The 13,162-nt window shown below is 69.5% G+C and carries 11 protein-coding genes and 1 pseudogene; 4 read left to right on the top strand and 8 right to left on the bottom strand.

The genetic code is table 11. The features are described 5' to 3' along the window. Positions 1–107 precede the first annotated feature (107 nt). Both efp and ACFQ9K_RS37650 read right to left on the bottom strand, forming a co-directional pair. On the bottom strand, positions 108–671 hold the full coding sequence (gene efp / locus ACFQ9K_RS37655) for an elongation factor P (RefSeq protein ID WP_378727137.1): 564 nt from the start codon (positions 669–671) through the stop codon (positions 108–110). Positions 672–718: 47 nt separating this feature from the next. Continuing rightward, positions 719–1,846 (bottom strand): M24 family metallopeptidase, encoded by a 1,128-nt coding sequence (locus ACFQ9K_RS37650; protein WP_378727139.1) that lies wholly within the window; start codon positions 1,844–1,846, stop codon positions 719–721. A gap of 233 nt (positions 1,847–2,079) precedes the next feature. Here ACFQ9K_RS37650 and ACFQ9K_RS37645 point away from each other — a divergent pair, with 233 nt between their 5' ends. The 4 genes and pseudogenes from ACFQ9K_RS37645 to aroB all read left to right on the top strand — a co-directional run bounded on the left by ACFQ9K_RS37645 (position 2,080) and on the right by aroB (position 6,285). Continuing rightward, complete coding sequence (locus ACFQ9K_RS37645) at positions 2,080–2,541, top strand: prepilin peptidase (RefSeq protein ID WP_378727141.1); 462 nt, start codon at positions 2,080–2,082, stop codon at positions 2,539–2,541. A 341-nt stretch (positions 2,542–2,882) separates the two neighbouring features. After that, positions 2,883–4,094: a chorismate synthase gene (gene aroC / locus ACFQ9K_RS37640; RefSeq protein ID WP_378727026.1), complete on the top strand. Its 1,212-nt coding sequence runs from the start codon at positions 2,883–2,885 to the stop codon at positions 4,092–4,094. Beyond that, positions 4,091–4,595, top strand: a pseudogene (locus ACFQ9K_RS37635) (shikimate kinase); the annotation flags it as partial. The gene aroC and the pseudogene ACFQ9K_RS37635, both read left to right, overlap by 4 nt. A 571-nt stretch (positions 4,596–5,166) precedes the next feature. Beyond that, positions 5,167–6,285, top strand: coding sequence for a 3-dehydroquinate synthase (aroB, locus tag ACFQ9K_RS37630; RefSeq protein WP_378984252.1), 1,119 nt, complete (start codon positions 5,167–5,169; stop codon positions 6,283–6,285). A gap of 170 nt (positions 6,286–6,455) precedes the next feature. On the opposite strand, the gene ACFQ9K_RS37625 is transcribed toward aroB, so the two are convergent. The 6 genes from ACFQ9K_RS37625 to alaS form a co-directional block, all read right to left on the bottom strand. Beyond that, entirely contained in the window at positions 6,456–6,707 is a 252-nt protein-coding gene (locus ACFQ9K_RS37625) for a hypothetical protein (RefSeq protein ID WP_378727051.1), read from the bottom strand. Between the two features lie 229 nt (positions 6,708–6,936). Continuing rightward, positions 6,937–7,395, bottom strand: a complete 459-nt coding sequence (locus tag ACFQ9K_RS37620) for a B-4DMT family transporter (RefSeq protein ID WP_378727053.1) — start codon at positions 7,393–7,395, stop codon at positions 6,937–6,939. A gap of 163 nt (positions 7,396–7,558) precedes the next feature. Continuing rightward, the gene (locus tag ACFQ9K_RS37615) at positions 7,559–8,374 is read right to left on the bottom strand and encodes a shikimate dehydrogenase (RefSeq protein WP_378727055.1); all 816 of its coding nucleotides are present in this window, start codon (positions 8,372–8,374) and stop codon (positions 7,559–7,561) included. Further along, positions 8,364–9,893: an endolytic transglycosylase MltG gene (gene mltG, locus ACFQ9K_RS37610; RefSeq protein WP_378984249.1), complete on the bottom strand. Its 1,530-nt coding sequence runs from the start codon at positions 9,891–9,893 to the stop codon at positions 8,364–8,366. Before mltG ends, ACFQ9K_RS37615 begins: the two co-directional genes overlap by 11 nt. After that, positions 9,890–10,465, bottom strand: a complete 576-nt coding sequence (ruvX, locus tag ACFQ9K_RS37605; protein ID WP_378984245.1) for a Holliday junction resolvase RuvX — start codon at positions 10,463–10,465, stop codon at positions 9,890–9,892. Before ruvX ends, mltG begins: the two co-directional genes overlap by 4 nt. Continuing rightward, on the bottom strand, positions 10,465–13,128 hold the full coding sequence (gene alaS, locus ACFQ9K_RS37600) for an alanine--tRNA ligase (protein WP_378724609.1): 2,664 nt from the start codon (positions 13,126–13,128) through the stop codon (positions 10,465–10,467). The genes ruvX and alaS overlap by 1 nt, the downstream gene beginning before the upstream one ends. Positions 13,129–13,162 lie beyond the last annotated feature (34 nt).

Raw genomic sequence — 13,162 nt, 5'->3', positions numbered from 1 at the left:
CCCTCCGACCCCTCATACAGTGCCCATCGGCGGCATGAGCCGGCCCTGCCTGGCCCACCTCCGGGCGGCAGGAGCCGGCCCTACGCGGTCACGCCACGGGGCAACGATCAGGCGTTGACGCGGCCGAGGTAGCTGCCGTCACGCGAATCGATGCGCAGCTTGTCGCCGGTGTTGATGAACAGCGGGACCTGCACCTCGGCGCCGGTCTCCAGGGTGGCCGGCTTGGTGCCGCCGGTGGAGCGGTCGCCCTGCAGGCCGATGTCGGTGTGCTGGACCTCCAGCTCGACGGTGACCGGGAGCTCGACGTAGAGCGGCGCGCCCTCGTGCGTGGCGACCTGCACGGTCATGTTCTCCAGCAGGAAGCGCGCGCCCGGGCCGATGGTCGACTCGGAGATGGAGATCTGGTCGAAGGTGTCGCCGTCCATGAAGACGAAGTCCGAACCGTCGTGGTACAGGTAGGTCATGTCGCGGCGGTCGACCGTCGCGGTCTCCACCTTGACGCCCGCGTTGAACGTCTTGTCGACGACCTTGCCGGACAGCACGTTCTTCAGCTTGGTCCGCACGAACGCGGGACCCTTGCCCGGCTTGACGTGCTGGAATTCGACGATCTGCTGGAGCTGACCGTCGATCTTCAGCACAAGGCCGTTCTTGAAGTCGCTGGTGTCCGCCACTGTCCTCGGATCTCCTAGTTCGTAAACAACATGTTGGTCAACCGACGTCATTCGACGACGGTCAGGTCTTTGCTGGTGTTGGTGAGCAACTCCGGGCCCCCTTCGCGCACCACGAGCGTGTCCTCGATCCGGACCCCGCCGCGGCCGGGAAAGTACACACCGGGTTCGACGGTCACCGCCACGCCAGCAAGAAGTGTACCGGTTCCGTTTTTGGCGATGCCCGGCGCTTCGTGGATCTGCAATCCGACCCCGTGGCCGAGGCCGTGCACGAAGAGTTTGCCGTGGCCGGCCGCCTCGATGACCGAGCGCGCGGCGGCGTCCACCTCGTCGACCTTGACGCCCGGCCGCAGGGCTTCCCGCCCGGCCCGCTGCGCGGCTTCGACCAGCGCGTACACCTCTCGCTGCCAGTCGCTCGGCCGCCCGAGGACGAAGGTGCGGGTCATGTCCGAGTGGTAGCCGCCGATCGTCGCGCCGAAGTCGAGTTTGACGAAGTCGCCGGCGGCGAGCACCGCGTCGGTCGGCCGGTGATGCGGGACAGCCGAATTCACGCCCGCGGCGACGATGGTCTCGAACGACACCGCGTCGGCGCCGTGTTCGAACATGGCCCATTCCAGGTCGCGGGCGACCTGCTTCTCGGTGCGGCCCGGGCGCAGCAGGCCGCGTTCGAGCAGGGTGGCGAGGCCGTCGTCGCCCGCTGTGCAGGCCGCCCGGAGCTGAGCCACCTCGTAGGCGTCCTTGACCATGCGCAGCTGTTCGACCAGGCCCGGGGTGGCGACGAACTCCAGGCCGGTCCGTTGGTCGAGGAAGCCGCGGTGCTGGTCGACGGTGACGATGTGGCTCTCGTAGCCGACCCGGCCGAGCTGCCATTCGCCGGCCAGCTCGATGATCCGGCGGGCGGTGGCCTTGGCGATCTCGGCGCGCAGGTCAGGGACCTGCTCGGCGACCTGGGTCAGGTATCGGCCGTCGGTGCCGATCACCGTGCGCTCCTCGGCATTGCGCATGTCCCAGGAGTGCACCAGTAGCGCCGCGTTGGATCCGGTGAACCCGGTGAGGTATCGGAGATTCACCAGGTCGGTGACCAGCAGGGCGTCCACCCCGTTTTCCACCAGCAGGCTCCGCAGCGCGCCACGCCGCGCGGCGTAGTCGGGGGCTTGGCCCGCGTGATCAGCACACATGGTTCAAAGCTACCGCCGACACGCCGTATAGCCGCATACAACACGTGCATCCGCGGCCGCGGGCGCGCCGAGGCGCTGCGCGCGATCTCGGCGTGGATCGCGGAATGCCGTTGGCGCTCATCGATTTCCGTACCGGACGGCATGCGGAGATCGGTTGTTCACATGTCGGAAAGCTGTCCACATTCCGGCGGAGCGGGGTTGTGCCTCGTCCCGATCGGACGAGAGTGGACGGCATGCCGATCATCGCCTTCGCCGCCCTCCTCGCGTGGTGTGTTGTGTTGAGCGTCATCGATTTTCGACAGCGGCGGTTGCCCAATCCGCTGACCGGGTGGGGTGCGGTCGCGGTGTTCGGCTATGCGCTGTCCACAGGTCGATGCACAGCCGCCGTGCTCGGTGCGGTGCTGCTCGCGGCGCCGTATCTGCTGGTACATCTGGCGCTACCCGCGGCGTTCGGTGCCGGCGACGTGAAGCTCGCGGTCGGGTTGGGCGCGGCCGCCGCGCTCGGCGGCGCACCGGTCTGGGTGTGGTCCGCGCTGGCCGCACCTTTGCTCACCGCCTGCGCCGGAGTCGCGGTGATCTGGCTACATCGAACCCGGGCCGCTCCCGAAACGCCCCGCGGAATCTCGATACCGCACGGCCCGGCCATGTGCCTGGCGACGGTGTGTGCGCTTGTCGCAGGAGGTGCCGGAGGATGATCGCCCACCCGACCCGGCGAATCTGCGTACCGCATGGTCCGCATCCCGCCGTGACGGCCGGCACGCCGGCCGTCACGGCAGCTGGATGGCCGGACCGCATCGAACCCCGGCAGCGGTCAACGCGCCCGTCGAATCTCGTGCACCGGCGAGCGGCTGCGACGGTATGCGCGCTGGTCATCGTTTGCCTGATGAGGTGCGGGTTCCGCCCTCGACACCGGCCCGGCCGCGGTTCACGGGCGGCGGCGTGCACCGCGCGCGCGAGCGGCGGTGGGCCGAACGTGCTGGCCATCACTGCGGGCCGCGTGCCTGAGCAGCCGTGCCGACATGGGAAGATGGACGACGTGTTGCGCTGGATAACTGCCGGAGAATCCCACGGTCCCGCTCTCGTCACCATCCTCGAGGGGATGGTGGCCGGTGTCGAGGTCACGTCCGACGAGATCTCCGCGCAGTTGGCGCGCCGCAGGCTCGGGTATGGCCGCGGTGCCAGGATGAAGTTCGAGGCCGACAAGGTGACCGTCGTCGGTGGTGTCCGGCACGGCCGCACCATGGGCGGCCCGGTCGCCATCGAGATCGCCAACTCCGAGTGGCCGAAGTGGACGACGGTCATGGCCGCCGACCCGGTCGACCCGAACGAGCTCGCCGAGCTGGCCCGCAACGCCCCGCTCACCCGGCCGCGCCCCGGGCACGCCGACTACTCCGGCATGCTCAAGTACGACTTCGACGACGCCCGCAACGTGCTCGAGCGGGCCAGCGCCAGGGAGACCGCGGCGCGCGTCGCCGCGGGCACCGTGGCACGCAACTTCCTGCGGCAGGCGTTCGGCGTCGAGGTGATCTCGCACGTCGTCTCGATCGGCACCGCGCAGAACACCACCGGTGTCGTGCCGTCCGCCGGCGACCTCGCCGCCATCGACGAGAGCCCGGTGCGCTCGTTCGACAAGGACGCCGAGGCGGCGATGATCGCCGAGATCGAGGCGGCCAAGAAGGACGGCGACACGCTAGGCGGCGTCGTCGAGGTGGTCATCGAGGGACTTCCGGTCGGGCTCGGCTCGTTCACCAGCGGCGAGAACCGCCTCGACTCGCGGCTCGCGGGCGCGCTCATGGGCATTCAGGCGATCAAGGGCGTCGAGGTCGGCGACGGGTTCGAGACCGCGCGCCGGCGCGGCAGCCAGGCGCACGACGAGATGCGGCCCGGCGCCGACGGCGTGCTGCGCTCCACCAACCGGGCCGGCGGCCTGGAGGGTGGCATGACCAACGGCGAGGCGCTGCGCGTGCGCGCCGCGATGAAGCCGATCTCGACGGTGCCGCGCGCGCTCGCGACCGTCGACATGACCACCGGCGAAGAGGCCGTCGCCATCCACCAGCGTTCCGACGTGTGTGCCGTGCCCGCCGCGGGCGTGGTCGCCGAATCGATGGTGGCCCTGGTGGTCGCGCAGGCCGCGCTGGAGAAGTTCGGTGGCGACTCGCTCGGCGAGACCCTGGAGAACATCACCAGCTACGTCAAGCGGATCAGCGCCCGCCCGCACAACGCGCCCGCTGACCCAAGCACGCCATGATCGTGCAGACCGATCCGCGCGCGCCGCGCGTGGTGCTGGTCGGCCCGCCGGGCGCGGGGAAGACGACGATCGGCCGCAAGCTCGCCAAGGAACTCGGTGTCGAGCTGTACGACACCGACGCGGGCATCGAGCGCGAGACCGGTCGCACCATCCCGGAGATCTTCGCCGCCGACGGCGAACCCGAATTCCGCAAGATCGAGGAGCGGGTGGTGCGCCGCGCGATCCTGGCCGAGCGCGGCGTCGTCTCGCTCGGCGGCGGGGCGGTGCTGTCCAAGGACACCAGGGCGCTGTTGCGCGGCCGTACCGTCGTCTATCTGGAAATCAGTGTGGGCGAGGGGCTTCGGCGGACCGGGGCGAGTACCAATCGGCCGTTGCTCAACGGGGCCGACCCGGCGACCAAGTATCGCGAGCTGATGCGCAAGCGGCGGCCGCTGTATCGCGAGGTCGCCACGGTACGGGTGCGCACCGACGGGCGCAGCCCGGGCCGGGTGGTGAAGATGGTGCTCGCCAAACTCGGGGTCGAGCCGGCCAATCCGGACACCGGGAAAGATGCCGGCTGCCCGGATCTGCCCGCGACCCCGAACACGCCGACCACGCCGTCCGGTGAGAACACCGGAACTCCGCAGGGCAGCAGCCGATCTCGGGCCCGCCGCCGGGCGCGAGCGCGGGCCGCCGCGCGCCGGCGAGAAGCGGCCGAAGCGGCCGGGCAGCAGACCCCGTCGGCTCCGATGGGGAAGTCCGCCGCGAACGCGGGTGGCCGAAGCTGGCGTATGCGCCGGGCCGAGGCGCACGCCGAGGAGAACCATGCGGCGAAGGACACGGCGGGTGACGCGGCCGTGACCGGCGATGCCGCGGCGACGCCGCCCGCCGATAGCGGCACTCACACCGGCCGCTGGCGCACTCGTCGGGCGGCCGCCCACGACGAGACCGACCCGCCGCCACCATCGGACAGCCCCGAAGAGGCCGGTCAGGGGCCGCGATCCAGCGGACGGGCCCGGCGCGCCCGTGCACGGCGGGCCCGCGTGCGCGCCCGCAAAAACCAAGAAGCACAAACAGAATCGGAGCAGCAGTCGTGACAGAGCCCTATCGTCTCGAAGTTCGTACCGCCGATCCGTACCCGGTGATCATCGGCCGCGGACTGCTCGGTGAGCTCGTCGAGGCGGTCAGCGGCGCGACGAGCGGCGTGCGGACGGTGGCGATCTTCCATCAGCCGCCGCTCGCCGAGACCGCCGAGGTGGTGCGGAAGGCGCTGGCCGACACCGGCATCGACGCGCACCGCATCGAGATCCCGGACGCCGAGGCGGGCAAGGAACTCGCGGTCGCCGGCTTCTGCTGGGAGGTGCTCGGTCGAATCGGCCTGACCCGCAACGATGTCGTGGTGAGCCTCGGTGGCGGCGCCGCCACCGACCTGGCCGGTTTCGTGGCCGCCACCTGGATGCGCGGCGTGCGGATCGTGCACGTGCCCACCACGCTGCTGGCCATGGTCGACGCGGCGGTCGGCGGCAAGACCGGCATCAACACCGAGGCGGGCAAGAACCTGGTCGGCTGCTTCCACGAGCCGGCCGCCGTGCTGGTCGACCTGGCCACGCTGGAAACCGTGCCGCGCAACGAGATCGTGGCCGGCATGGCCGAGATCATCAAGGCCGGTTTCATCGCCGACCCGGTCATCCTCGACCTGGTGGAACGCGACCCGCAGGCCGCCGTCGACCCCACCGGCGACGTGCTGCCCGAGCTGATCCGGCGCGCGATCCAGGTGAAGGCCGACGTCGTCGCCGCCGACCTCAAAGAGGCCAGCCTGCGCGAGATCCTCAACTACGGCCACACCCTCGGCCACGCCATCGAGCGCCGGGAGCGCTACCGCTGGCGGCACGGCGCCGCCGTCTCCGTCGGCCTGGTCTTCGCCGCCGAACTGGGCCGTCTGGCCGGCCGCCTGGACGACGCCACCGCCGACCGGCACCGTTCGATCCTGGAGAGCGTCGGCCTGCCGACGACCTACGACGCCGACGCCCTCCCCCAGCTCCTCGACACCATGCAGACGGACAAGAAGACCCGCTCCGGCGTCCTGCGCTTCGTCATCCTCGACGGCCTGGCCAAGCCCGGCCGCCTCGAAGGCCCCGACCCCACCCTCCTCGCCGCCGCCTACTCCGCCATCCTCCGCGAAGGCACCCCCAGCACCGGCATCCTGCTCTAGGACGCGAACAACGGAAGCGGCGCGCCCTGGGCTGGGCGCGCCGCTTCTTGTGCGCAGGGTTCGGCCAGTACACCGCCCTGGCCGACTTGCGCACTGTCGGTTGGTCAGCGGGTTCAGGCACGGACAAAGTCCGGAGGCTTCTCGTGCCGCGCCGAACTATCGCCGCGAGGTCAGGGCTGCGGAATCCAGTAGTCGTACCGGTCGTTGTCCCAACGCGCGACGCACACCCCGTCCCTGTTCCAGTTCGGCCCTTCCTTCTGGCAGTATCCGAGCGAAACGTTCGACACCGAGGGCAGGCAGACGTAGTTCCAGTGCGGCTGGTTCGACGCGCAGCCGTTGTCCTGCGCGACCGCCTGTCCGCCGAACACGACCGCGGACGCGGCAACCGCCATCGCGGCGGCCACACCGATTCGAATCATCATCACAATGCCCCCTCCCGTTGAAATACATTGGACAGCAACAGAATATCGATGAGACGGCGTGCAACCGAGCGAGCAGGCGCAGGTTGGCAGGGCGGATCACGAGTTGGCAGAAAGTCATCAACAATGGCAGCCCGAGTTCGCCGCGTAATCTAGTTCTCCGCCGGGCAATAGGGGCGCGGACAGCAGAAACGACGCACCCCAACGATCGGAGTGCGCCGTTTCGCGAATATCAGGCGGGCGTGTGCACCGGCGTCGACTGCTTGTCGTTCGAGCGATCGGCCAGGATCCGCCCGAGCCCCACCCCGATCAGCGCCGGAACGAAGATCAGCAGCACGATGAACGCCGCACCCGCGGTGAGTTCGAAGAGAATCCCGTTGTCGCCGAGGTCGAACTTGGGCAACCAGTCGATGATCCAGGCGGCGAGCCCGCTGCCGAGCCCGCCGGCCGCCGCGGCCCTGAGCCACAGCAGGGTCAGGTCGGTGCCGCGCTCCGGGTCGGGCTGGGCCGAGCGGTCCCTGCGTCCGTCCAGCACACCCCAGTACAGGACGGCGGCCACGATCAGGACGAGGCAGAACGCCCGCATCCAGACCCCGTGGGTCGGCCAGTTCACCATCGCGAACCCGAGCACGGCACGCAGCAGGACGACCAGCGCACCGAGCACGACGGCCCGCAACACCCAAGCATTCATGCGGACCACCATAACCCTGCGCATCGCCGAACAAAACTAGAACCGGTATCAGTTTCCGGCCGACAAGGTTCCCCCACCGCCCCTGACCGAACCGCACGCCACCCAGGAGGTCGAATCCGCCGACCCGGTCGCGCAGTCCACCGGACCGGCGCGGGCAGCACGCTCAGTCCGAATCCGCCAGCGCCGCCGCCATTTCCGCACGCGGAGCCGGACGGCCGGTGAACTGCTCCACTTGCCCGTACGCCTGATTGAGCAACATCTGCAACCCACTGACCACCGTGTGCCCGGCCCGCGACACCGCCTCGGCCAGCGGCGTCGGCCACGGGTTATAGATGGCATCGAGCACCACGGGCGCCGTCGCGACCGCGTCGGCGACGACCGCGGCCGCCTCCGCCGGAATCGTGCTGACCACGGCACCGGCCCGTTCGCACAGTCCGGCGATCGCGGCCGGATCGAAACTGGTCACCGCCGCGTTCATGCCGAGCCGCTCCGCGAGATCCAGCGCGCTACTCGCCCGCCCGGCATCGCGCGCGATCACGGTCACCGTCTTGGCCCCGAGCTCGGACAACGCGAGCAGCGCGGGGCGCGCGGTCCCACCGGCACCCAGCACCACCGCTTCGGCCACATCGGTCACCCCGCCACCGCGCAACGCACCGAGCACACCGTCCACATCGGTGCAGTCGGCCCGCCACCCACCGTCGCGCCGGACGAGCGTGTTGGCCGAACCGACCAGCACCGCCCGCTCGGTCCGTTCGTCGGCGTACGCCAGCGCGGCCTCCTTGCCCGGCATGGTCACCGACAGCCCGACCCATTCCGGCCCGAGGCCGTCGACCAGCCCGGGCAGCTGCTCCGCCGTGCATTCGATCCGCTCGTAGCTCCACTCCAGCCCGAGCGCGCGATACGCGGCCAGATGCAACTGCGGCGAGCGGGAGTGCGCGATGGGCTTACCCAGCACCGCTGCCTTGCGTTCAGCGGCCACTGTCCAGGATTCCGCTCGCCTGGGCCTGCTGGATGTAGCGCTGGTGCTGCTTGTAGTCGTCGGTGAACAGGGTGGTGCCCTGCTTGTCGACGGTCACGAAGTACAGCCACGACCCGGGTTCCGGATTCTCCATGGCGCGCAACGCGTTCAGCGACGGCGCGGAGATCGGCGTGGCGGGCAGGCCGGTCTTCGCGTAGGTGTTCCACGGGGTCTCCGCGGCGCGGTCGGCGTCGGTGGTCTGCACCTCGGTGCGGTCCAGCGCGTAGTTCACCGTCGAGTCGAATTGCAGCATCTGCGGGACCCGGAGCCGGTTCACGATCACCCGCGCGACCTTGCCCATGTCCTGCGGCTTGGCCTCGCGCTCGACCAGCGACGCGGCGATCAGCGTCTGGTACGGGGTCAGCTTGGTCTCGCCGCCGGACTGCAACAACCCGGTGGATTCATAGCTCTTGGCGCTGGCCGTCACGACCTGGCGCAGCATCTGCTCCGGCGTGCCGCTCGGGTCGAAATCCAACGTGCCCGCGGCGATCAGGCCCTCGAGCTGCCTGGTCCGGTCCGGGCAGTCCTTGACGCCCTGCGCGGCCCAGGCGGGCACGCCGAGCGCGGCCAGGTCGACGTTCGCGCCCGCGGCGTCGAGTTGTTCGTAGGTGACGCACTTCTGGGTCGGGCCGGTGCCGATGCAGCTGGCCGCGGCCATCATGCGGTAGATGCCGTCGGTGCGCCGACCGGAACCGCCGACCTCGTACTGGTCGTGCAGCAGCCGTCCCTCGGGGATGACCAGGTTGCCGACGCGCGCCTGCTTACCGAGCAACTGGGTGACCGCTTGCGCGGCGGGGATCTTGCTGGGGATCGCGTAGAAGCCCGGCTGCACCGAGTTCATGTTCGAATTCCGCACGGCCGCTTCGAAGAACGCGCCCGTGCTGGCGACCACGCCACGGTCCTTCATGGTCGCGGCGATCTGCTGCGAGGTGTCCCCGTCGTGCACCTGGACCACGACCAGCGGTCCGGGCTGGCCGGCCGCGTAGTCCTCGGGGCTGCCGAGCGACTTGATCAGCTTCATGCCCGCGAACACCGCGGCGCCCGCGAACAGCAGCACGAAGACACCGGCGACGAGCCACAGGGTGCGCCGGCGACGCTTGCGCTCCTTGGCCTTGCGCGAGGCGGCCCTGGAGCGCCTGCTGCGCTGCGGGCTCTTCGACCGGCGCCGCCGCTCGGGCTCGTCGTCGTCGACCGGCTCCCGGCGGCCGACCCGCGGGCGCGGTACGTCGCGCCGCTCCCTGGACCGCGGCGCCGGAGCGGGCGGCGGCTGGTCGTCCATGTCGTCGGTGTAGCGCGGGATGACCGTGGTGTCGTCCTCGTAGTCGTCCCAGTCGTCCTGCTCCCGGCCGACCACGCGGTTCGTCTTGCCCCGGTTGTCTCTGCTGTTCTGCCCACCCCAGGCTCGGTCGTCACGCCGGTAACGCCGATCAGCTTCCCGCTGTCGGAACCGCTCCTCGGCCCGCGCCCATCGATCCGTCATGCGTCGTCCTCGGACGACGCATGACGCACCGCTTCAACCGACCTCAACACCGCACTCCGTTCGTCCAACCATCCTTGCAGGATCGAGACGGCCGCCGCCTGATCGATCACTTGCCGCTGGCCACGCGCGCGAACTCCACTGTCCCGCAATGCACGTGCAGCTGACACCGTAGTCAAACGTTCGTCGGAAAGTCGTATAGGTACCGGCGACACGGCGGCCCGCAACTCGTCGGCGAATGCGGTGGCAATGGTAGCGGCAGTGCCCTTCTCCCCGCGCAATGTTCGGGGTAGGCCCACGATCACCTCGACTGCCTCGTACTCCCGCACAATTTCAGCAATTCTGGCGATATCGGGTGCCGGACCGACCGAGCGCTTGTTCGGCTTCGCGCGCGGCACGGTCTCTACGGGCGTGGCGAGGACACCGTCGGGGTCGCTGGAGGCAACGCCGATACGGACGCTGCCGACATCGACGGCGATTCGCCTGCCGCGGCCGGGATCTGTGTCAGGGTGGGGCCGGTCGGCGCCCTGCGACGCCGACCTCTCGGAACTATCGGAATCGCTTCGCGATGCCATCACTTCGCCAGTTCGGCCACCCGAGCACGGACTGCGGCAAGGCCGGTAGGAATGCCCGACGGATCGGATCCCGCGCCCTGCGCCATCTCCGGCTTACCGCCACCGCGACCCGCGATGCTCGGACCGAACGCGCCGACCAGATCGCCGGCCTTGAAACCGAGTTCCTGCGCACCCTTGTTCACAGTCACCACGAACGGCACCTTGCCGTCGGCATTGCCGAGCAGCACCACCACGGCGGGCAGCGTGCCGAACCGGCCGCGGATATCGGTGGCCAGCGTGCGCAGATCACCGGCGGGCACGCCCTCGGGCGCGGCCACGGCGACCAGCAGCACGCTGCCGATCCGCTCCGCCTCCTCGACGAACTTGCCCGCCGAGGACAGCACCGCGGCCATCTTGGTGCGCTCGAGTTCCTTCTCCGCCACCTTCAACCGGTCGACCAGCTGCTCGACCCGCGCGGGCACCTCGTCCGAGGGCACCTTCAGCGAGGACGCCAGGCCGGCCAGCAGCGCACGCTCCTTGGCCAGGTACTTGTACGAGTCGAGGCCGACGAACGCCTCCACGCGCCGGATGCCGGACCCGACCGACGACTCGCCGAGCACGGTGATCGGGCCGATCTGCGAGGAATGCTGCACGTGCGTACCACCGCACAGCTCCATCGAGAACGGTCCGCCGATCTCCACCACGCGCACCTCGTCGCCGTAGTTCTCGCCGAACAGCGCCATCGCGCCCATTTCCTTGGCCTTGGTCAGGTCGGTGACGAAGGTGTTCACCGGGAAGTCCGCGCCGACCGCGTCGTTGGACACGGCCTCGATCTCGGACTTCTGCTGCTCGGAGAGCTGGCCCTGCCAGTTGAAGTCGAAGCGCAGGTAGCCCGGCTTGTTCATCGAACCCGCCTGCACCGCGTTCGGGCCGAGGATCTGGCGCAGCGCGGCGTGCACCATGTGCGTGCCGGAGTGCCCCTGGGTGGCGCCCCGGCGCCAGGCCGGATCCGCTTGCGCGAGAACGACATCGCCCTCGGTGACCTGGCCCTGCTCGACCGTGGACTTGTGCACCCACACCTTCTTGGCGATCTTCTGCACGTCGTTGACCCGCAGCTTCAGCCCGTTCGCGGTGATCGAACCGCGGTCGGCGATCTGACCGCCGGACTCGGCGTAGAGCGGGCTGCGATCCAGGATCACCTCGACGTCCTGACCGACCGTGGCGACCGGCACCCGGACGCCGTCGGCGATCAGGGCGAGCACGTGCGCCTCGGAGGTCAGCTCGTCGAAACCGGTGAACTCGGTGGCGCCGCGGTCGACCAGCTCCTTGTAGACGGTCAGGTCGGCGTGCGCGTGCTTGCGCGCCTGCGCGTCGTCCTTGGCCCGCTTGCGCTGCTCGGCCATGAGCGCGCGGAAGCCGTCCTCGTCCACCGAGAGGCCCGCCTCGGCGGCCATCTCCAGGGTGAGGTCGATCGGGAAGCCGTAGGTGTCGTGCAGGGTGAACGCGTCGGTGCCGGCAATCGTGTTGCTGCCCTTGGCCTTCACCGCGGCGGCGGTGTTGTCGAACAGGGTGGATCCGGTGTTCAGCGTCTTCAGGAACGCCGTCTCCTCGCCCACCGCGACCGTCTCGATGCGCCGGAAGTCGGTGGCGAGTTCCGGATAGGACGGCGACATGAGATCGCTGACCACCTTCATGAACTCGCCCATCACCGGCTTCTCCGCGCCGAGCAGGCGGGCCGAACGCACGATCCGGCGCAGCAGGCGGCGCAGCACATAGCCCCGGCCGTCGTTGCCCGGGTTGACGCCGTCGGCGATCAGCATGGCGCCGGTGCGCGCGTGGTCGGCGATCACCCGGAACCGCACGTCGTCCTCGTGCGTGACGCCGTAGGACCGGCCGGTCAGCTCCTCGGCCTTGTCGATGATCGGGCGCAGCAGGTCGGTCTCGTAGACGTTGTCGACGCCCTGCAACAGGAACGCGACGCGCTCGACGCCCATGCCGGTGTCGATGTTCTTCTTCGGCAGCGGGCCGAGGATCTCGAAGTCGTCCTTGCTGGTGCCCGCGCCACGCTCGTTCTGCATGAACACGAGATTCCAGATCTCGATGTAGCGATCCTCGTCGGCCTCCGGGCCGCCCTCGACGCCGTATTCGGGTCCGCGGTCGTAGTAGATCTCCGAGCACGGGCCGCACGGGCCGGGGATGCCCATCGACCAGTAGTTGTCGGCCATGCCGCGGCGCTGGATCCGCTCGGCGGGCACGCCCATCGACAGCCAGATCTGCTCGGCCTCGTCGTCGTCGAGGTAGACGGTGGCCCACAGCCTTTCCGGGTCGAAGCCGTAGCCGCCGTCCTCGACGCTGCTGGTCAGCAGCGACCAGGCGAAGGTGATCGCCTCGCGCTTGAAGTAGTCGCCGAAGCTGAAGTTGCCTGCCATCTGGAAGAAGGTGTTGTGCCGGGTGGTGATGCCGACATTCTCGATGTCACCCGTGCGCACACACTTCTGCACACTCGTCGCGGTCGCATACGGAGGCGTCTGCTGACCGAGGAAGAACGGGACGAACTGGACCATGCCTGCGTTGACGAACAGCAGGTTCGGGTCGGCCAGGATCAACGAGGCACTCGGTACCTCGGTATGGCCGGCACGGACGAAATGGTCCAGGAAGCGCCGTCGAATCTCGTGGGTCTGCACAGATATCCAGCCTACCGGTGCGGTGCACATGGTT

This window comes from Nocardia sp. NPDC056564, assembly GCF_042793755.1.
Classification (GTDB): domain Bacteria; phylum Actinomycetota; class Actinomycetes; order Mycobacteriales; family Mycobacteriaceae; genus Nocardia.
The sequence above is the reverse complement of the archived record's forward strand: the minus strand, read 5'-3'. Positions and strand labels throughout refer to the sequence as shown.

What these genes read in the sequence shown, in the direction of transcription:
- mltG (WP_378984249.1), bottom strand. Translation starts at nt 9,893, where the DNA reads ATGACGGATCGATGGGCGCGGGCCGAGGAGCGGTTCCGACAGCGGGAA.
- ACFQ9K_RS37620 (WP_378727053.1), bottom strand. Translation starts at nt 7,395, where the DNA reads ATGAATGCTTGGGTGTTGCGGGCCGTCGTGCTCGGTGCGCTGGTCGTC.
- ACFQ9K_RS37645 (WP_378727141.1), top strand. Translation starts at nt 2,080, where the DNA reads ATGCCGATCATCGCCTTCGCCGCCCTCCTCGCGTGGTGTGTTGTGTTG.
- ACFQ9K_RS37625 (WP_378727051.1), bottom strand. Translation starts at nt 6,707, where the DNA reads ATGATGATTCGAATCGGTGTGGCCGCCGCGATGGCGGTTGCCGCGTCC.
- ruvX (WP_378984245.1), bottom strand. Translation starts at nt 10,465, where the DNA reads ATGGCATCGCGAAGCGATTCCGATAGTTCCGAGAGGTCGGCGTCGCAG.
- ACFQ9K_RS37650 (WP_378727139.1), bottom strand. Translation starts at nt 1,846, where the DNA reads ATGTGTGCTGATCACGCGGGCCAAGCCCCCGACTACGCCGCGCGGCGT.